26 protein-coding genes are annotated in these 17,585 nt (G+C 39.7%); all 26 read left to right on the top strand.

Annotated elements, in window-relative coordinates:
- Positions 1 to 39 precede the first annotated feature (39 nt).
- Positions 40 to 3,654: a DNA-directed RNA polymerase subunit beta' gene (rpoC, locus tag GHD00_RS15340; protein ID WP_163539040.1), complete on the top strand. Its 3,615-nt coding sequence runs from the start codon at positions 40 to 42 to the stop codon at positions 3,652 to 3,654.
- Positions 3,655 to 3,849: 195 nt separating this feature from the next.
- Complete coding sequence (locus GHD00_RS15345; RefSeq protein WP_163539041.1) at positions 3,850 to 4,101, top strand: 50S ribosomal protein L7ae-like protein; 252 nt, start codon at positions 3,850 to 3,852, stop codon at positions 4,099 to 4,101.
- A gap of 105 nt (positions 4,102 to 4,206) precedes the next feature.
- Entirely contained in the window at positions 4,207 to 4,620 is a 414-nt protein-coding gene (rpsL, locus tag GHD00_RS15350) for a 30S ribosomal protein S12 (protein ID WP_163539042.1), read from the top strand.
- 36 nt (positions 4,621 to 4,656) lie between these two features.
- The gene (gene rpsG / locus GHD00_RS15355) at positions 4,657 to 5,127 is read left to right on the top strand and encodes a 30S ribosomal protein S7 (RefSeq protein ID WP_163539043.1); all 471 of its coding nucleotides are present in this window, start codon (positions 4,657 to 4,659) and stop codon (positions 5,125 to 5,127) included.
- Between the two features lie 37 nt (positions 5,128 to 5,164).
- Positions 5,165 to 7,243, top strand: coding sequence for an elongation factor G (gene fusA / locus GHD00_RS15360; RefSeq protein ID WP_163539044.1), 2,079 nt, complete (start codon positions 5,165 to 5,167; stop codon positions 7,241 to 7,243).
- Between the two features lie 128 nt (positions 7,244 to 7,371).
- Positions 7,372 to 8,562 carry an elongation factor Tu gene (tuf, locus tag GHD00_RS15365; protein WP_163539045.1) on the top strand — a complete coding sequence of 397 codons (1,191 nt, stop codon included), beginning with the start codon at positions 7,372 to 7,374 and terminating at the stop codon, positions 8,560 to 8,562.
- 286 nt (positions 8,563 to 8,848) lie between these two features.
- On the top strand, positions 8,849 to 9,157 hold the full coding sequence (gene rpsJ / locus GHD00_RS15370) for a 30S ribosomal protein S10 (protein WP_163539046.1): 309 nt from the start codon (positions 8,849 to 8,851) through the stop codon (positions 9,155 to 9,157).
- Positions 9,158 to 9,188: 31 nt separating this feature from the next.
- Entirely contained in the window at positions 9,189 to 9,818 is a 630-nt protein-coding gene (gene rplC / locus GHD00_RS15375) for a 50S ribosomal protein L3 (protein WP_163539047.1), read from the top strand.
- Between the two features lie 25 nt (positions 9,819 to 9,843).
- Positions 9,844 to 10,467 (top strand): 50S ribosomal protein L4, encoded by a 624-nt coding sequence (gene rplD, locus GHD00_RS15380; RefSeq protein ID WP_163539048.1) that lies wholly within the window; start codon positions 9,844 to 9,846, stop codon positions 10,465 to 10,467.
- Positions 10,467 to 10,757 (top strand): 50S ribosomal protein L23, encoded by a 291-nt coding sequence (rplW, locus tag GHD00_RS15385; protein ID WP_163539049.1) that lies wholly within the window; start codon positions 10,467 to 10,469, stop codon positions 10,755 to 10,757. Before rplD ends, rplW begins: the two co-directional genes overlap by 1 nt.
- A 26-nt stretch (positions 10,758 to 10,783) precedes the next feature.
- Complete coding sequence (gene rplB, locus GHD00_RS15390; RefSeq protein WP_163539050.1) at positions 10,784 to 11,614, top strand: 50S ribosomal protein L2; 831 nt, start codon at positions 10,784 to 10,786, stop codon at positions 11,612 to 11,614.
- 57 nt (positions 11,615 to 11,671) lie between these two features.
- Positions 11,672 to 11,950: a 30S ribosomal protein S19 gene (gene rpsS / locus GHD00_RS15395; protein ID WP_163539051.1), complete on the top strand. Its 279-nt coding sequence runs from the start codon at positions 11,672 to 11,674 to the stop codon at positions 11,948 to 11,950.
- 19 nt (positions 11,951 to 11,969) lie between these two features.
- Entirely contained in the window at positions 11,970 to 12,311 is a 342-nt protein-coding gene (gene rplV / locus GHD00_RS15400; RefSeq protein WP_163539052.1) for a 50S ribosomal protein L22, read from the top strand.
- Positions 12,312 to 12,314: 3 nt separating this feature from the next.
- Complete coding sequence (gene rpsC / locus GHD00_RS15405; RefSeq protein ID WP_163539053.1) at positions 12,315 to 12,956, top strand: 30S ribosomal protein S3; 642 nt, start codon at positions 12,315 to 12,317, stop codon at positions 12,954 to 12,956.
- A gap of 17 nt (positions 12,957 to 12,973) precedes the next feature.
- On the top strand, positions 12,974 to 13,408 hold the full coding sequence (rplP, locus tag GHD00_RS15410) for a 50S ribosomal protein L16 (protein WP_163539054.1): 435 nt from the start codon (positions 12,974 to 12,976) through the stop codon (positions 13,406 to 13,408).
- Complete coding sequence (gene rpmC / locus GHD00_RS15415) at positions 13,398 to 13,601, top strand: 50S ribosomal protein L29 (RefSeq protein ID WP_035724125.1); 204 nt, start codon at positions 13,398 to 13,400, stop codon at positions 13,599 to 13,601. Before rplP ends, rpmC begins: the two co-directional genes overlap by 11 nt.
- Positions 13,602 to 13,621: 20 nt before the next feature.
- Positions 13,622 to 13,885, top strand: coding sequence for a 30S ribosomal protein S17 (gene rpsQ, locus GHD00_RS15420; protein WP_163539055.1), 264 nt, complete (start codon positions 13,622 to 13,624; stop codon positions 13,883 to 13,885).
- A 43-nt stretch (positions 13,886 to 13,928) separates the two neighbouring features.
- Positions 13,929 to 14,297, top strand: coding sequence for a 50S ribosomal protein L14 (rplN, locus tag GHD00_RS15425; RefSeq protein WP_163539056.1), 369 nt, complete (start codon positions 13,929 to 13,931; stop codon positions 14,295 to 14,297).
- A 41-nt stretch (positions 14,298 to 14,338) separates the two neighbouring features.
- Positions 14,339 to 14,650, top strand: coding sequence for a 50S ribosomal protein L24 (gene rplX, locus GHD00_RS15430; protein ID WP_163539057.1), 312 nt, complete (start codon positions 14,339 to 14,341; stop codon positions 14,648 to 14,650).
- A gap of 28 nt (positions 14,651 to 14,678) precedes the next feature.
- Positions 14,679 to 15,218 (top strand): 50S ribosomal protein L5, encoded by a 540-nt coding sequence (gene rplE / locus GHD00_RS15435; RefSeq protein WP_163539058.1) that lies wholly within the window; start codon positions 14,679 to 14,681, stop codon positions 15,216 to 15,218.
- A gap of 26 nt (positions 15,219 to 15,244) precedes the next feature.
- On the top strand, positions 15,245 to 15,430 hold the full coding sequence (gene rpsN, locus GHD00_RS15440) for a 30S ribosomal protein S14 (protein ID WP_163539059.1): 186 nt from the start codon (positions 15,245 to 15,247) through the stop codon (positions 15,428 to 15,430).
- A 28-nt stretch (positions 15,431 to 15,458) separates the two neighbouring features.
- Positions 15,459 to 15,857: a 30S ribosomal protein S8 gene (gene rpsH, locus GHD00_RS15445; protein WP_163539060.1), complete on the top strand. Its 399-nt coding sequence runs from the start codon at positions 15,459 to 15,461 to the stop codon at positions 15,855 to 15,857.
- Positions 15,858 to 15,887: 30 nt separating this feature from the next.
- A complete protein-coding gene (rplF, locus tag GHD00_RS15450; protein ID WP_163539061.1) occupies positions 15,888 to 16,424 on the top strand; it encodes a 50S ribosomal protein L6 in 537 nt (178 codons plus the stop codon).
- A gap of 48 nt (positions 16,425 to 16,472) precedes the next feature.
- Positions 16,473 to 16,835, top strand: coding sequence for a 50S ribosomal protein L18 (gene rplR, locus GHD00_RS15455; protein WP_163539062.1), 363 nt, complete (start codon positions 16,473 to 16,475; stop codon positions 16,833 to 16,835).
- 20 nt (positions 16,836 to 16,855) lie between these two features.
- The gene (gene rpsE / locus GHD00_RS15460) at positions 16,856 to 17,359 is read left to right on the top strand and encodes a 30S ribosomal protein S5 (RefSeq protein WP_163539063.1); all 504 of its coding nucleotides are present in this window, start codon (positions 16,856 to 16,858) and stop codon (positions 17,357 to 17,359) included.
- 13 nt (positions 17,360 to 17,372) lie between these two features.
- Positions 17,373 to 17,555, top strand: coding sequence for a 50S ribosomal protein L30 (gene rpmD / locus GHD00_RS15465; RefSeq protein WP_163539064.1), 183 nt, complete (start codon positions 17,373 to 17,375; stop codon positions 17,553 to 17,555).
- Positions 17,556 to 17,585: the final 30 nt, after the last annotated feature.

The raw sequence follows: 17,585 nt of genomic DNA on the forward strand, positions 1-17,585 counted from the left end.
GCTGATCAAAACTGAAAGATATTAAGGGAGGTTGACCCCTTGTTAGATGTAAATAATTTTGAGTTTATGAAGATAGGTTTAGCTTCGCCGAATAAGATTCGTTCATGGTCGTTTGGTGAGGTTAAAAAGCCTGAAACTATTAATTATCGTACGTTGAAACCGGAAAAAGATGGTTTGTTTTGTGAACGTATCTTTGGTCCGCAAAAAGACTGGGAATGTCATTGTGGTAAATATAAAAGAGTTCGTTACAAAGGTGTTGTCTGTGATCGATGCGGTGTGGAAGTAACAAAAGCAAAGGTACGCCGTGAACGCATGGGACATATTGAGTTAGCAGCATCTGTTTCTCATATATGGTATTTTAAAGGCATTCCAAGCAGAATGGGTCTTGTTCTAGATATGTCTCCTAGAGCACTAGAAGAAGTAATCTATTTTGCTGCATATATTGTGACAGACGCCGGAGATACAGCGTTGGAGAAAAAGCAATTACTCTCTGAAAAAGAATTCCGTGCTTATCGTGATAAATATGGCAGCTCTTTCAAAGCAGATATGGGCGCGGAAGCTATCAAAAAGATATTACAAGATATCGACTTAGACAAGGAAGTAGAAATTTTACGAGAAGAGTTAAAGTCAGCTCAAGGTCAGCGTAGAACAAGAGCGATTAAACGATTGGAAGTACTAGAAGCATTTCGTAACTCAGGAAATGATCCGAGTTGGATGATAATGGATGTATTACCAATCATACCGCCTGAATTAAGACCAATGGTTCAGCTAGACGGTGGCAGATTCGCTACATCTGACTTGAATGATCTATACCGTCGTGTTATTAACCGTAACAATCGTCTGAAAAGATTGCTTGATTTAGGTGCTCCTAGCATCATTGTTCAAAACGAAAAACGTATGTTGCAAGAAGCTGTAGATGCGCTGATCGACAATGGAAGACGCGGCAGACCGGTAACCGGACCAGGAAACAGACCACTAAAATCTCTGTCACACATGTTAAAAGGGAAACAAGGTCGTTTCCGTCAAAATTTACTTGGTAAACGTGTTGACTATTCAGGCCGTTCCGTTATTGTTGTAGGTCCACATTTAAAGATGTATCAATGTGGTCTGCCAAAAGAAATGGCAGTAGAGCTATTTAAGCCATTTATTATGAAAGAGCTAGTTGAGCGTGGACTAGCGCACAATATTAAGTCGGCTAAACGAAAAATTGAAAGATTGCACGAAGAAGTTTGGGATGTGTTAGAAGATGTTATTAAAGAACACCCTGTCTTGCTAAACCGTGCACCTACATTACACCGCTTGGGTATTCAAGCGTTTGAACCTACTTTAGTGGAAGGTCGCGCTGTTCGTTTGCACCCATTAGTATGTACGGCGTATAATGCGGACTTTGATGGGGATCAAATGGCTGTTCACGTACCGCTTTCTGCAGAAGCTCAAGCAGAAGCTAGGATATTAATGCTAGCAGCGCAAAACATCCTGAATCCGAAAGATGGTAAACCAGTTGTTACGCCATCACAAGATATGGTATTAGGTAACTATTACCTAACAATGGAACGTGAAGATGCGATTGGTGAAGGTATGATATTTAAGGACTTCAATGAAGCGCTTGTAGCATATCAAAATGGTTATGTGCACTTGCATTCACGAGTAGCTATTCAGACTTCATCATTAAACAAAGCAGCTTTTACCGAAGAGCAAAATAATAAATTAATGATTACAACAGTTGGAAAACTAATCTTTAACGATATGTTGCCTGCTTCTTTCCCATATATGAATGAGCCAACTCAATATAACCTTGAGGAAGCAACACCTAATAAGTATTTCATTGAAAAAGGTGCAAATGTGAGAGAAGAGATTGCAAAACAGGATGTAATACTGCCATTTAAGAAAGGTATTCTTGGTGACATTATTGCGGAAGTATTTAAAAAATCTAAGATTAGTGAAACATCTAAGATGCTTGACCGTATGAAGGACTTAGGGTTCGCTTATTCTACAAAAGCAGGTATTACCGTTGGTGTATCTGACATTGTGGTGCTTGCTGAGAAAGAAGAAATCTTAACAGCAGCACAAGAAAAAGTAGATAAAGTATTAAAACAATTCCGCAGAGGTCTTATTACTGATGAAGAACGTTATGATCGTGTCATTTCTGTATGGTCTCAAGCGAAAGATGATATTCAAAATAAATTGATGCAATCATTAAACCCACGAAACCCAATCTTTATGATGAGTGATTCTGGTGCACGTGGTAACGCATCTAACTTTACACAGCTAGCAGGTATGCGTGGTCTAATGGCCAACCCGGCTGGTAGAATTATTGAATTACCGATTAAATCAAGCTTCCGTGAAGGTCTAACAGTATTAGAATACTTTATTTCTACACACGGTGCTCGTAAAGGTCTAGCCGATACAGCTCTGAAAACGGCAGACTCAGGTTATCTGACTCGAAGACTTGTTGATGTTGCCCAAGATGTAATTATACGTGAAGAGGATTGTGGAACTGACAGAGGCTTAACTGTATCTGCTATCAAAGAAGGAACGGAAATGATTGAGCCATTAATTGATCGATTAATCGGAAGAACAGCATTCCAGAATGTGAAACACCCTGAAACAAACGAGGTTCTTATCGAAAAGAATGAAGTGATTTCAGAAGACATTGCAAAAGAAATCGTAGAAGCAGGTGTTGAAGAAGTAACCATAAGGTCAGTGTTTACATGTAATACGAAACATGGCTCCTGCAAAAAATGTTATGGCCGTAACCTTGCTACTGGTGAAGAAGTAGAAGTAGGCGAAGCAGTAGGTATTATTGCAGCACAATCTATCGGTGAACCTGGTACACAGCTGACAATGCGTACATTCCACACAGGTGGGGTTGCAGGTAGTGATATTACGCAAGGTTTACCACGTATTCAAGAGATATTTGAAGCAAGAAATCCAAAAGGGCAAGCAGTTATTTCTGAAATTTTTGGAACAGTCAAAGATGTGACAGAAGTGAAAGATAAACAGGAAATTGTCGTACAAGGAGCTGTAGAAGCGAAGACATATACTACGCCTTATGGAGCTAAGTTGAAAGTGGATATCGGTGAAGAAGTAGAAGCTGGTCAACCATTAACTGAAGGTTCTATAGATCCAAAAGAACTGTTGAAAGTACAAGGAATAGACGGAGTACAAACTTACCTATTGAAAGAAGTTCAAAAAGTTTATCGTATGCAAGGTGTGGAAATTGGCGATAAACACGTTGAGGTAATGGTTCGTCAAATGTTGCGTAAAGTACGAGTAGCAGATTCTGGTGATACGGAAGTGTTACCTGGATCATTACTTGAAATTCACCAGTTTAAAGATGCTAATAAACAATCGCTACTTTCAGGAGGTCAACCTGCTGTTGGTAGACCAGTGTTATTAGGTATTACGAAAGCTTCTCTAGAAACAGATTCCTTCTTGTCAGCTGCTTCATTCCAAGAAACGACTAGAGTATTGACAGATGCAGCGATTAAAGGAAAACGAGATGAATTACTTGGTCTTAAAGAAAATGTCATCATTGGTAAACTTGTTCCTGCAGGTACTGGTATGCAACGTTACCGACAAATGAAGGAGAATGTACCAGTTAGTCCAGAGATGGATGAAGAACCAACAGCAGAAGAGGAACTTACAGAATAAATGTAAAAAAGAGTTTGCTTTAGTAAGGGTCGTGGTAGGCTCTTACTAAAGCTATCAATAAAACAAGGTGCCAAAGCGGAAGGCTTTTAAATAAGAAATTACTTATTTTTTGAAATAAAAGTTGACATTAAAAATGGGTAATGATAGTATATGAAAGGTGCTTCCGTTATCCTTGTTGCTTTGGAGGATATACTGATGTCTTATGAAAAAGTAGCACAGGAGAAAGTAGAAAAAATAATCGGAACAAAACAAGTGTTAAAAGCTATCAAGCATGGCTTTGCAAAAGAAGTGATAATAGCTAGTGATGCAGATTTGCATGTTACTAGTAAAGTGTCACAAGCAGCTAAAGAACATGAGATTCCTATAGACTATGTAGATTCTATGCAAAAACTGGGCAAAACATGTGGAATCGATGTTGGTGCTGCCGCAGTGGTGATTAAACGATAAAGTTTTGGTGAACATGATAGTTTACGAAGGCTTTGTTTTTTGCCTTTTTATGAACCACCTGGGTGTGTGGTATTACATTCTCGAATATAGAAAGGAGGAAATGAGATGCCTACTATTAATCAATTAGTGCGTAAAGGTCGTGTGACAAAAGCTAAAAAATATGACTCTCCAGCACTTAACAAAGGTTATAACAGCCGTAAAAATGTAGCGACAAACCAATCTTCTCCACAAAAACGTGGTGTATGTACACGTGTTGGTACGCTTACTCCTAAGAAACCAAACTCTGCATTGCGTAAATATGCACGTGTGCGTTTGTCAAACCAAATTGAGGTAACAGCATATATTCCTGGAATTGGTCACAACCTTCAAGAACACAGTGTTGTGTTAATTCGTGGAGGACGTGTAAAGGACTTGCCAGGGGTGCGTTATCACATTGTGCGTGGTGCACTTGATACTTCAGGTGTTGAAGGTCGTAAGCAAGGCCGTTCTAAATACGGTGCTAAAAAACCTAAGAAATAATTTTAAAAATACCAATCTTTGAAAGGAGGGGGAGTTATGCCACGTAAAGGACCAGTACCAAAGCGTGATGTGCTGCCAGATCCGCTATATAACTCTAAACTAGTAACTCGTTTAATCAATCAAATTATGGTTCATGGTAAACGAGGAAAAGCACAAAAGATTTTATACAAATCATTTGAAATCGTACAAGAGCGCAGTGGACAAAATGCAATGGACGTATTCGAACAAGCAATGAAAAACGTTATGCCTGTACTTGAGGTTCGTGCTCGTCGTGTTGGTGGCTCAAACTACCAAGTACCGGTGGAAGTACGCCCAGAGCGTCGCCAAGCGTTAGGTTTACGTTACATTGTAAATTATTCTCGCTTACGCGGTGAAAAGACAATGGAAGAACGTCTAGCTAATGAAATTCTTGATGCATCAAACAACACAGGTGCTTCTGTTAAGAAGCGTGAAGATATGCATAAGATGGCAGAAGCAAACAAAGCATTTGCTCACTATCGTTGGTAATCTAAAACTATATTCTATGTAGGAAGGAGAAAGATTCATGCCTAGAGAGTTCTCCTTGGAGAATACACGTAATATTGGTGTCATGGCACACATTGATGCTGGTAAAACAACTGCTACAGAACGTATTTTATTCTATACTGGTAGAATCCATAAAATTGGGGAGACACACGAAGGTGCTTCTCAAATGGACTGGATGGAGCAAGAGCAGGAACGTGGTATTACGATCACATCTGCTGCTACAACAGCTCAATGGAAAGGTCACCGCATTAACATTATTGATACACCAGGTCACGTGGACTTCACTGTAGAGGTTGAACGTTCTTTACGTGTACTTGATGGTGCGGTAGCTGTACTTGATGCACAATCAGGTGTAGAACCACAAACAGAAACTGTTTGGCGTCAAGCTACCACATATGGTGTTCCTCGTATTGTGTTTGTTAATAAAATGGATAAAGTTGGTGCAGACTTCCTTTATTCCTGTAAAACACTAAAAGACCGTTTAGGTGCTAATGCGCATCCAGTGCAGCTTCCAATTGGTGCAGAAGATGAGTTTGAAGGTATTATTGACCTTATCTCAATGGAAGCATACTATTATCTAGATGATCTAGGAACACGTGCGGAAGCTAAGCCGATTCCTGATGAGTACAAAGACCAAGCAGAAGAGTATCGCACAGGTCTTGTAGAATCTGTAGCTGAACTAGACGAAGACCTAATGATGCGTTACCTAGAAGGAGAAGAGATCTCAAATGATGAGTTGCGTGCAGCTATACGCCAAGCAACATTAAGCGTTGAGTTTTATCCTGTGTTCTGCGGTTCAGCATTTAAAAATAAAGGGGTACAGTTGTTAATTGATGGTGTTGTTGATTATTTACCATCTCCATTAGACATTCCGCCAATTGAAGGTATTATACCTCAAACAGAGGAAGAAGTTGTCCGTAAAGCTGACGACAAAGAACCGTTCTCTGCTTTAGCATTTAAAGTTGCGACAGACCCATTTGTCGGTAAGTTGACATTCTTCCGAGTTTATTCCGGAACATTAAATGCCGGATCTTATATCAAAAACTCTACGAAAGACAAGCGTGAACGTGTAGGTCGTATTCTACAAATGCACGCAAATTCTCGTGAGGAAATTTCGACTGTGTATGCAGGAGATATTGCAGGCGCAGTAGGTTTAAAAGATACTAGTACAGGGGATACGTTATGTGAGGAAAAGAGTTTAGTTATCCTTGAATCTATGGAATTCCCAGATCCGGTAATCTCTGTAGCTATTGAACCGAAGTCGAAAGCTGACCAAGATAAGATGGCAGTGGCGTTAGGTAAACTAGCTGAAGAAGACCCGACATTTAAGGCAGAAACAGACCAAGAAACTGGTCAAACGATTATTTCTGGTATGGGTGAGCTTCACCTTGACATCATTGTCGATCGTCTAAAGCGTGAGTTCAAAGTGGAAGCAAATGTTGGTGCTCCACAAGTATCTTACCGTGAAACTTTCCGTTCTTCTGCTGAAGTGGAAGGTAAATTCGTTCGCCAATCTGGTGGTCGTGGTCAGTATGGACACGTATGGGTTCGTTTCGAACCAAACGAAGAAGGCGCAGGCTTTGAATTTGTTAATAAGATCGTTGGTGGTGTAGTACCACGTGAATATATCCCATCTGTTGAGCAAGGGATTAAAGAAACAATGGAAAATGGGGTATTAGCTGGTTATCCACTAATCGATGTGAAAGCAACATTGTATGATGGAAGCTACCACGATGTAGACTCTAATGAGACTGCGTTTAAAGTAGCAGCTTCAATGGCGTTAAAATCTGCGAAAGGTAAATGTGACCCAGTACTACTTGAGCCAATGATGAAAGTAGAAGTTGTTATTCCTGAAGAATACATGGGTGACATTATGGGTGACGTTACATCTCGCCGTGGACGTGTAGAAGGTATGGAAGCACGTGGGCCAGCGCAAGTTGTTAATGCATTCGTGCCGCTATCTGAAATGTTTGGTTATGCCACAGCATTACGTTCTAACACGCAAGGTCGCGGAACATACACAATGCACTTTAGTCACTATGAAGAAGTACCAAAAAGTATTTCTGAAGAAATTATTAAGAAAAACGCAGGCGAATAATTGATTTTTTGACCAATCTAAAGTATAACTTGTATTGTAAGCTTAGAAAATGTCCCTTTTGCATTTTCTAAGCAGAGATACATTAAAATAAAAATACATTTTTTACTTAATTAAAGGAGGAAATATACATGAGTAAAGAAAAATTTGACCGTTCCAAAGACCACGTTAACATTGGTACAATTGGACACGTTGACCATGGTAAAACAACTTTAACTGCAGCTATTACAAACGTTCTATTCAACCAATCAGGTACTGGTGAAGCACGTGCTTACGACCAAATTGATGGTGCACCTGAAGAACAAGAACGTGGAATTACGATCTCAACAGCACACGTTGAGTATGAAACTGCAAACCGTCACTATGCACACGTTGACTGCCCAGGACACGCTGACTATGTTAAAAACATGATCACTGGTGCAGCACAAATGGATGGTGCGATCCTAGTTGTATCTGCAGCTGATGGCCCAATGCCACAGACTCGTGAGCACATCCTACTCTCTCGTCAAGTGGGTGTACCAGCAATCGTTGTATTCTTAAACAAATGCGATATGGTAGATGACGAAGAACTTCTAGAACTAGTAGAAATGGAAGTACGTGATCTACTATCTGAATATGACTTCCCTGGTGATGATGTACCAGTAGTAAAAGGTTCTGCACTTCAAGCACTTGAAGGTGAAGAGCAATACGTTAACGCAATCCTTGAACTAATGGAAGCAGTTGACGAGTACATTCCTCGCCCGGACCGTGACACTGAAAAACCATTCATGATGCCAGTTGAGGACGTATTCTCTATCACTGGTCGTGGTACAGTTGCAACTGGTCGTGTTGAACGTGGTGTTGTAAAAGTTGGAGATGAAGTAGAAATCATCGGTCTTGCTGAAGAAGCTGGTAAAACAACTGTTACTGGTGTTGAAATGTTCCGTAAGCTTCTTGACTATGCAGAAGCTGGTGACAACATTGGTGCATTATTACGTGGTGTGGCACGTGAAGACATTAACCGTGGCCAAGTTCTAGCTAAGCCTGGTTCTATCACTCCACATACTAAGTTCAAAGCAGAAGTTTATGTACTTGCTAAAGATGAAGGTGGACGTCACACTCCTTTCTTCTCTAACTATCGTCCGCAGTTCTACTTCCGTACTACAGACGTTACTGGTGTTATCGAATTACCAGAAGGTGTAGAAATGGTAATGCCTGGCGATAACGTTGAAATGAAAGTAGAACTTATTTCACCAATCGCGATTGAGGATGGTACTAAATTCTCTATCCGTGAAGGTGGACGTACTGTAGGTGCAGGTGTTGTAGCAGAAATCATTGAGTAATCAATGAATATATTAAAGCAGGTAGCAAAAAGCTATCTGCTTTTTTGTCTTAATAGGAACAGGGAGATAAATGGCCGATAATCTTGTAGAATAAAAGGATTTGAAAAAAATTTTTATAAAACCTTGCATTTTTTCTATGAAAAATATATAATGTACAATGTTGGTCATAAACAGGCGATGATGCGGAAGGTTGTTGGCACACCCGGCCCCTTTGCCATGGCGGGTGTATCAAGGAATTTTCGCGGAGAATGTCTATTCATAAAATGGGCGAAAAGGAGGGTCAATAATGGCAAAAGAAAAAATTAGAATTCGTTTAAAAGCGTATGATCACCGTATTTTAGATCAATCTTCAGATAAGATTGTAGATACAGCGAAAAGATCTGGTGCAGGAGTTTCTGGACCAATTCCATTACCGACTGAAAGATCGGTATACACTGTTTTACGTGCGACGCACAAATACAAAGATGCTCGTGAGCAATTTGAAATGCGTACACATAAACGTCTGATTGATATTGTAAGTCCAACACCTAAGACTGTAGATGCTTTAATGCGTCTTGATTTACCGTCAGGTGTAGATATCGAAATCAAATTATAATATAAATTATAAAATTTAGGAGGTGTAACGGATGGCGAAAGGAATCTTAGGTCGCAAAATCGGCATGACACAGCTTTTCTCTGAAGATGGAGAACTAATTCCAGTAACTGTAGTAGAAGTTGAACCAAATGTTGTGCTTCAAAAGCGTACAAATGAAAATGATGGTTATGAAGCAATTCAAATTGGTTTTGCTGATAAAAAGCAATCTCGTACAAATAACTCAGAAAAAGGGCATGCTGAAAAAGCAAATACTACTCCTAAGCGCTTCGTTCGTGAAATCCGTGACGTAAATCTTGATGAATATGATTTAGGTCAAGAGATAAACGTAGAGGCATTTGAAGCAGGAGATAAAATTGATGTAACAGGAACTTCTAAAGGGAAAGGTTTCCAGGGTGCTATTAAGCGACACAACCAAGCACGCGGACCAATGACACACGGTTCCCATTATCATAGGTCACCAGGTGCAATGGGTGTAATTGACCCAATGCGCGTTTTCAAAGGAAAGAAATTACCTGGTCAAATGGGTGGAAATCAAGTGACTGTTCAAAACTTAGAAGTTGTGAAAGTAGATACAGAACGTAACCTTCTATTAATCAAAGGCAACGTTCCTGGTGCAAAAAAATCATTCGTTCAAGTTACGAGTGCAATTAAGGCTAACTAATTATTGTTTGAAGGGAGGATATGTCATGCCTAAAGTAGCACTATATAACCAGAGTGGATCACAAGTTGGTGATGTAGAGATTAATGATGCAGTATTTGGGATTGAACCAAATGAACATGTATTACATGACGCTGTAGTTATGCAACGAGCTTCATTACGCCAAGGTACACATGCGGTGAAAAACCGTTCAGATGTAAGTGGTGGTGGACGCAAGCCATGGCGTCAAAAGGGAACTGGCCGTGCACGTCAAGGTTCTATTAGATCCCCGCAATGGGTAGGTGGTGGAACAGTATTCGGACCAACCCCAAGAAGCTATAGCTACAAATTACCAAAGAAGGTTCGTAGATTAGCGCTTAAGTCTGCACTTTCATCTAAGGTAAAAGAAGATAGTTTAGTTGTGTTGGATGAACTTTCCATCGAGGTACCAAAAACAAAAGAAGTAGTTTCCATTCTTTCTTCTTTAAATGCGGACGCAAAAGCACTATTCGTAACTGCAGATAAAGACGAAGTGCTAGCAAAATCTGCAAACAACCTACAAAATGTAAAAGTTTTAACTGTAAGTGAAGTAAACGTACTAGACTTGCTTACGCATGACAAGCTGATCTTAACGAAAGAGGCAGCTGAAAAAGCAGGGGAGGTGCTTGCATAATGAAGGATCCTCGTGATATTATTAAGCGCCCTGTCATTACAGAACACTCTGCTGATTTAATGGCAGATAAAAAATACACGTTCGAAGTGAGCAAAGAAGCGAACAAAACTGAAATCAAAAATGCTGTTGAAGTTATTTTTGGTGTAAATGTAGTAAATGTAAACACATTGAACAAAAAAGGTAAATTTAAGCGTATGGGACGTTATGGTGGATATCGTCCAAACCGCAAGAAAGCTATTGTTCAGTTGTCAGAAGATAGCAAAGAACTTGATTTCTTTGAAACATTATAATTCTATTTAAAAAGGAGGGAAAACAGATGGCGATTAAAAAGTATAAACCAACCTCAAATGGACGTAGAGGTATGACTGGTTCTGATTTTGCTGAAATCACAACAAATCAACCTGAAAAATCGTTATTGAGCCCATTAAGCAAACGTGGTGGACGCAATAACCAGGGTAAATTAACTGTTCGTCATCAGGGCGGTGGACATAAGCGTAAATATCGTATCATCGATTTTAAACGTGACAAAGATGGAATACCAGGTACCGTTGCTACAATCGAATACGACCCGAACCGCTCAGCAAACATTGCATTAATCCATTATGCTGATGGAGAGAAACGTTATATTATTGCACCAAAGGGAATTCAAGTTGGTCAAAAAATCGTGTCTGGATCTGAAGCAGATATCAAACTAGGTAATGCTTTACCGTTAGCAGATATCCCAGTAGGTACTACTATTCATAATATTGAATTGAAACCTGGACGCGGTGCTCAATTAGCTAGATCAGCTGGTGCTCAAGCACAAATCCTTGGTAGAGAAGGCAAATATGTACTAGTAAGATTAGCTTCAGGTGAAGTTCGTTTAGTTCTAGGAAGTTGCCGTGCAACGGTTGGCCAAGTTGGAAACCTAGAGCATGAACTTATTAGTGTTGGTAAAGCAGGTCGTTCACGTTGGAAAGGTCATAGACCTACAGTTCGTGGTTCTGTTATGAACCCTAACGATCACCCACACGGTGGTGGTGAAGGACGTGCACCAATCGGTATGCCATCTCCGGTATCACCATGGGGTAAACCGACAATTGGTTACAAAACTCGTAAACGTAACAAACCATCAGATAAATTTATTGTACGTAGACGTAAAAAATAACGGGGTTGAACGGCGGGAGTAAATACCCGTCTGTCAATCGCGAAGGGAGGCTTATTCATGGGACGCAGCTTAAAAAAAGGACCTTTCGCAGATGACCATTTAATGAAAAAGATCGATAAACTAAATGATGATGACAAAAAGCAAGTAGTAAAGACTTGGTCTCGTCGATCTACTATTTTTCCTAACTTTGTCGGTCATACGATTGCGGTATATGATGGTCGTAAACACGTGCCAGTGTACGTAACAGAAGATATGGTTGGACACAAATTAGGCGAATTCGCTCCAACTCGTACGTTTAAAGGGCATGCTGGAGACGACAAGAAAACAAAACGTTAATTGAGAGGAGGTACTCCTAATGCAAGCAAAAGCTGTTGCAAAATCAGTTCGTATTGCTCCTCGTAAAGTCCGCTTAGTAATTGATTTGATTCGCGGTAAAAATGTTGGAGAGGCAATTGCGACTTTAAAACATACACAACGCGGTGCATCCCCAGTTGTGGAAAAATTACTAAACTCTGCTATCGCAAACGCAGAGCATAACTATGAAATGAATCCAGAAGAATTAGTTGTATCAGAAGCGTTTGTAAACGAAGGTGTTACTTTGAAACGTTTCCGTCCACGTGCACAAGGACGTGCAACACAAATTAATAAACGAACTAGCCACATCACAGTGGTTTTATCTGAGAAAAAGGAGGGATAATCTATGGGTCAAAAAGTAAATCCATCTGGTCTGCGTGTCGGAGTTATCCATGATTGGGAATCAAAATGGTATGCAGGTAAAGATTATGCAGACCTTTTACATGAAGATATCAAAATTCGTGAATATATAGAAGGACGACTAAAAGACGGAGCTGTTTCTAAAATTGAGATTGAAAGAGCGGCAAACCGTGTAAATATCTCTATTTCTACAGCAAAACCAGGTATGGTTATTGGTAAAGGTGGTTCTGAAGTAGAAGCACTTCGTAAATCACTAAACCATTTAACTGGAAAAAGAGTACACATTAACATTGTGGAAGTAAAAAAAGCAGATTTAGATGCAACATTAGTTGCTCAAAATATCGCGCGTCAATTAGAAAACCGTGTATCTTTCCGTCGTGCGCAAAAACAAACCATTCAACGCGCTATGCGTGCAGGTGCCAAAGGTATTCGTACACAGGTTTCTGGGCGTCTTGGCGGTGCGGACATGGCAAGAGCAGAAAGCTACAGCGAAGGAACTGTACCACTCCATACATTACGTGCAGACATTAACTATGGTACTGCAGAAGCAGACACTACTTATGGTAAGTTAGGTGTTAAAGTATGGATCTACCGTGGAGAAGTCCTTCCAACAAAAAACGATAACTAAGGAAGGGGGCAAGCATTATGTTAATGCCAAAACGTGTAAAACATCGTAAACAACATCGTGCTAGTTTGAAAGGTAAAGCAAAAGGCGGTACTTCAGTTGCTTTTGGTGAATTCGGGCTACAAGCAGTTGAACCAGCATGGATCACAAGTCGACAAATCGAAGCAGCTCGTATAGCGATGACTCGTTATATGAAGCGTGGTGGTAAAGTTTGGATTAAAATTTTCCCTGATAAACCATACACTGCTAAACCATTAGAAGTTCGTATGGGTTCCGGTAAAGGTGCTCCTGAAGGATGGGTAGCAGTAGTAAAACCTGGCAAAATAATGTTTGAGATTGCGGGTGTTTCTGAGGAAGTTGCACGCGAAGCGCTACGTCTCGCATCTCACAAATTGCCTATTAAAACAAAATTCGTAAAACGTGAAGAAATTGGTGGTGAAATCAATGAAGGCTAATGAAATTAGAGAACTAACCACTGCCGAAATTGAACAAAAGATCAAGTCTTTAAAAGAAGAGCTTTTCAACTTACGTTTTCAACTTGCTACAGGTCAATTGGAAAACACAGCACGCCTTCGTGAAGTGCGTAAATCCATTGCACGTATGAAGACAGTTGTTCGTGAAAGAGAGCTTAGCGTAAATAACGGATAATAAAGGAGGTTAGCCTCGATATGAGTGAGCGCAATAATCGTAAGGTCTATAATGGTCGTGTCGTTTCAGATAAGATGGATAAAACCATCACTGTTGTAGTGGAAACTTATAAATTCCACTCACTGTACGGCAAGCGTGTTAAATATTCGAAAAAGTTTAAAGCTCATGATGAAAACAACCAAGCTAAAATTGGCGATATTGTTAAGATCATGGAAACTCGACCACTATCAGCTTCAAAAAGATTCCGTCTTATAGAAGTGGTGGAAGAAGCAGTTATTATTTAATTAAAGTTCGCTCGGATAAGTTCCGAAGGGAGGGTACACGAAGATGATCCAACAAGAATCTCGTTTGAAAGTTGCAGATAACTCTGGTGCTCGTGAAGTACAAACGATTAAAGTATTAGGCGGTTCTGGTCGAAAAACTGCGAATATCGGTGATGTTATTGTTTGCTCGGTAAAACAAGCAACACCAGGGGGCGTTGTTAAAAAAGGCGATGTTGTAAGAGCAGTTATTGTACGTTCTAAGAGTGGTGTAAGAAGAAAAGATGGTTCTTATATCCGTTTTGATGAGAACGCAGCTGTTATCGTTCGTGATGACCAAAGTCCAAGAGGTACTCGTATTTTTGGACCAGTAGCACGTGAATTACGTGATGCGAAGTTTATGAAAATCGTATCTCTAGCTCCAGAAGTACTATAAAGCACGTAACGGAATAATCGTGTAAGGAGGTGCGGATAAGCATGCATGTCAAAAAAGGTGACAAAGTACAAGTGATTTCTGGTAAAGATAAAGGGAAACAAGGAACCGTGTTAACGGCATTTCCTAAAAAGGATCGTGTGCTTGTAGAAGGTGTAAATGTAGTGAAAAAACACGCAAAACCATCTCAAGATAATCCACAAGGTGGTATTTTAGACCAAGAAGCAGCGATTCATGTTTCAAATGTATTACCAATTGACCCTAAATCAGGAGAGCCTACTCGTGTAGGATATGAAGATCGTGATGGTAAGAAAGTTCGTATCGCTAAAAAATCTGGTGAAGCTCTAGATAAATAGTGTCCGTTGATGAAAGGAGGTTTACGTGATGAACACATTAAAAGATAAATATAATAATGAAATTGTTTCTTCATTAGTAGAGAAGTTTAATTATGATTCAGTAATGGAAGTACCAAAGGTCGAAAAAATTGTTATTAACATGGGTGTAGGAGATGCTGTTCAAAACTCAAAAGCTCTTGATGCAGCTATTGAAGAATTGACACAAATCTCAGGTCAAAAACCAGTAATAACAAAAGCGAAAAAATCAATTGCAGGCTTCCGTTTACGTGAAGGAATGCCTATTGGTGCAAAAGTTACACTACGTGGTGAGCGTATGTATGATTTTCTTCAAAAGCTAATTGATGTATCACTTCCACGTGTACGTGACTTCCGTGGTATTTCTAAAAAAGCTTTTGACGGCCGTGGCAATTACACTTTAGGTGTGAAAGAACAATTGATTTTCCCAGAAATTAATTATGACCAAGTCAACAAAGTAAGAGGGATGGACGTTGTTGTTGTAACAACTGCAGATTCAGACGAAGAAGCTGCGGAACTCTTAACACAGCTTGGCATGCCTTTCCAAAAATAAGCTTAAGCAAGTAAGGAGGGAAAAGAGTGGCAAAAAAATCAATGATTGCGAAACAACAACGCAAGCAAAAGTTTAAAGTACGTGAATACACACGCTGCGAACGTTGCGGACGTCCACATTCCGTAATTCGTAAGTTTAAACTTTGCCGTATTTGTTTCCGTGAACTTGCATATAAAGGTCAAATTCCTGGCGTGAAAAAAGCAAGCTGGTAAAACCCGTAAGGGGAAGGAGGTAAAATAAATGGTTATGACAGATCCAATTTCAGATATGCTAACTCGCATTCGTAATGCTAACATGGTTCGCCATGAAAAATTAGAATTTCCAGCATCTAATCTTAAAAAAGAGGTTGCTGATATCTTAAAGCGTGAAGGATTCATTCGCGATTATGAATTCGTAGAAGATAATAAACAAGGGATTCTACGTATCTTTATGAAGTATGGTTCAAACGAACAACGCGTTATCTCTGGTCTGAAGAAAATCAGTAAACCTGGTTTACGTGTTTATGCGAAAGCTGATGAGCTACCAAAAGTCTTAAATGGTTTAGGTGTAGCAATCGTTTCTACTTCAAAAGGTGTATTAACTGATAAAGAGGCACGTGCGCAAGCTATCGGTGGAGAAGTGCTTGCATATATTTGGTAATTTATTTTTGAATGACAGGAGGTGTATTGCATGTCTCGTATAGGTTTTAAGACTCTAGAAATTCCAGAAGGTGTGGAAGTTAAGGTTGACGGAAACAATGTTACGGTAAAAGGACCTAAAGGGGAACTAAGCCGTAAATTTAACCCAGATATGACGATTAAAATAGATGATAATATATTAACTGTTGAGCGCCCTAGCGACAACAAAGAGCACCGAGCATTACACGGTACTACTCGTAGCTTGATTGGAAACATGGTTGAAGGTGTCCACAAAGGCTTTGAGAAAGCATTAGAAATTCAAGGGGTAGGTTATCGTGCACAAAAACAAGGCGAAAAGCTTGTTGTTAATGCTGGTTATTCTCACCCTGTAGAGATGGAGACACAAGAGGGTATCGAAATTGAAGTTCCATCTAACACAAAAGTTGTAGTTAAAGGTATTGATAAAGAATTAGTTGGGGCAGTTGCAGCTAATATCCGTTCAATTCGCCCACCTGAGCCGTATAAAGGTAAAGGTATTCGTTATGAAGGTGAATATGTACGTCGTAAAGAAGGTAAAACAGCTAAATAATAGGTTAATTAAGGTTATTTAGTTAGGCAACAGAAAGGAGTGACCTAGATGATCACAAAGCCTGATAAAAACGATGTTCGCAAAAAGAGACATTTGCGTATTCGTAAAAACTTATTCGGTACAGAGGAACGTCCACGTTTGAATGTATACCGTTCAAACAAGCATATCTATGCACAGTTAATCGATGATGTAAATAATGTGACATTAGCTAGCGCATCTACAGTAGATAAAGAATTCGACTTAGATGCAACTGGTAACGTTGAAGCAGCTCAAAAAGTAGGCGAATTAATCGCTAAGCGTGCTCAAGACAATGGGTATAAGAGTGTTATATTTGATCGTGGTGGTTATTTATATCATGGTCGTGTCAAATCTTTAGCAGATGCTGCTCGCGAAGCAGGTCTTGAATTTTAATTAAAAAGGAGGGACATATATTGCATACTAACATCGACCCAAACAAACTAGATTTAGAAGAACGCGTAGTAACAATTAATCGTGTAGCAAAAGTTGTGAAAGGTGGTCGCCGTTTCCGTTTTGCTGCATTGGTAGTCGTTGGAGATAAAAATGGTCATGTAGGTTTTGGTACTGGTAAAGCACAAGAGGTACCAGATGCTATTAAGAAAGCAATTGATGATGCGAAAAAGAACTTAATTAATGTACCGATCGTTGGTACTACTATTCCGCACGAAATCCATGGTCAATTTGGAGCTGGTAATATCCTGCTTAAACCAGCAGCAGAAGGTACTGGGGTTATTGCAGGTGGACCAGTACGTGCCGTGCTAGAACTTTCAGGTATCGGTGATATCCTATCTAAATCATTAGGTTCTAACACACCAATCAACATGGTTCGTGCAACAATTAATGGACTAAGCGAGTTAAAACGTGCAGAAGACGTAGCAAAACTTCGTGGAAAGTCTGTAGAAGAATTGTTAGGATAAGGAGGGAAAACAAATGTCTAATCAATTAGAAATTACCCTCAAACGCAGTGTCATCGGTAGATCCGAAGTTCAGAAAGCTACTGTTGAAACACTAGGTCTAAAAAAGATTCATCAATCAGTAGTCCGTGAAGATACTCCTGTCGTGCGAGGCATGATCAATAAAGTATCACATTTGGTTGACGTGAAAGAAGTATAAATTACAAATTTCTGATAGAGGAGGTGCTCG

Origin of the sequence: Gracilibacillus sp. YIM 98692 (genome assembly GCF_010993965.1) — a bacterium.
Classification (GTDB): Bacteria; Bacillota; Bacilli; order Bacillales; family Amphibacillaceae; genus Gracilibacillus.

Excerpts from the sequence above, each read along its gene's own strand:
- rplD (WP_163539048.1), top strand. The coding sequence starts at position 9,844 with ATGCCTAAAGTAGCACTATATAACCAGAGTGGATCACAAGTTGGTGAT.
- rpsJ (WP_163539046.1), top strand. The coding sequence starts at position 8,849 with ATGGCAAAAGAAAAAATTAGAATTCGTTTAAAAGCGTATGATCACCGT.
- rpmD (WP_163539064.1), top strand. The coding sequence starts at position 17,373 with ATGTCTAATCAATTAGAAATTACCCTCAAACGCAGTGTCATCGGTAGA.
- rpsL (WP_163539042.1), top strand. The coding sequence starts at position 4,207 with ATGCCTACTATTAATCAATTAGTGCGTAAAGGTCGTGTGACAAAAGCT.
- tuf (WP_163539045.1), top strand. The coding sequence starts at position 7,372 with ATGAGTAAAGAAAAATTTGACCGTTCCAAAGACCACGTTAACATTGGT.
- rplB (WP_163539050.1), top strand. The coding sequence starts at position 10,784 with ATGGCGATTAAAAAGTATAAACCAACCTCAAATGGACGTAGAGGTATG.
- rpsG (WP_163539043.1), top strand. The coding sequence starts at position 4,657 with ATGCCACGTAAAGGACCAGTACCAAAGCGTGATGTGCTGCCAGATCCG.
- rplP (WP_163539054.1), top strand. The coding sequence starts at position 12,974 with ATGTTAATGCCAAAACGTGTAAAACATCGTAAACAACATCGTGCTAGT.
- rpsH (WP_163539060.1), top strand. The coding sequence starts at position 15,459 with ATGGTTATGACAGATCCAATTTCAGATATGCTAACTCGCATTCGTAAT.
- rplV (WP_163539052.1), top strand. The coding sequence starts at position 11,970 with ATGCAAGCAAAAGCTGTTGCAAAATCAGTTCGTATTGCTCCTCGTAAA.
- rplX (WP_163539057.1), top strand. The coding sequence starts at position 14,339 with ATGCATGTCAAAAAAGGTGACAAAGTACAAGTGATTTCTGGTAAAGAT.
- rplW (WP_163539049.1), top strand. The coding sequence starts at position 10,467 with ATGAAGGATCCTCGTGATATTATTAAGCGCCCTGTCATTACAGAACAC.
- rpsQ (WP_163539055.1), top strand. The coding sequence starts at position 13,622 with ATGAGTGAGCGCAATAATCGTAAGGTCTATAATGGTCGTGTCGTTTCA.
- rplN (WP_163539056.1), top strand. The coding sequence starts at position 13,929 with ATGATCCAACAAGAATCTCGTTTGAAAGTTGCAGATAACTCTGGTGCT.
- fusA (WP_163539044.1), top strand. The coding sequence starts at position 5,165 with ATGCCTAGAGAGTTCTCCTTGGAGAATACACGTAATATTGGTGTCATG.
- rplE (WP_163539058.1), top strand. The coding sequence starts at position 14,679 with ATGAACACATTAAAAGATAAATATAATAATGAAATTGTTTCTTCATTA.
- GHD00_RS15345 (WP_163539041.1), top strand. The coding sequence starts at position 3,850 with ATGTCTTATGAAAAAGTAGCACAGGAGAAAGTAGAAAAAATAATCGGA.
- rplR (WP_163539062.1), top strand. The coding sequence starts at position 16,473 with ATGATCACAAAGCCTGATAAAAACGATGTTCGCAAAAAGAGACATTTG.
- rpmC (WP_035724125.1), top strand. The coding sequence starts at position 13,398 with ATGAAGGCTAATGAAATTAGAGAACTAACCACTGCCGAAATTGAACAA.
- rpsC (WP_163539053.1), top strand. The coding sequence starts at position 12,315 with ATGGGTCAAAAAGTAAATCCATCTGGTCTGCGTGTCGGAGTTATCCAT.
- rpsS (WP_163539051.1), top strand. The coding sequence starts at position 11,672 with ATGGGACGCAGCTTAAAAAAAGGACCTTTCGCAGATGACCATTTAATG.
- rplF (WP_163539061.1), top strand. The coding sequence starts at position 15,888 with ATGTCTCGTATAGGTTTTAAGACTCTAGAAATTCCAGAAGGTGTGGAA.
- rplC (WP_163539047.1), top strand. The coding sequence starts at position 9,189 with ATGGCGAAAGGAATCTTAGGTCGCAAAATCGGCATGACACAGCTTTTC.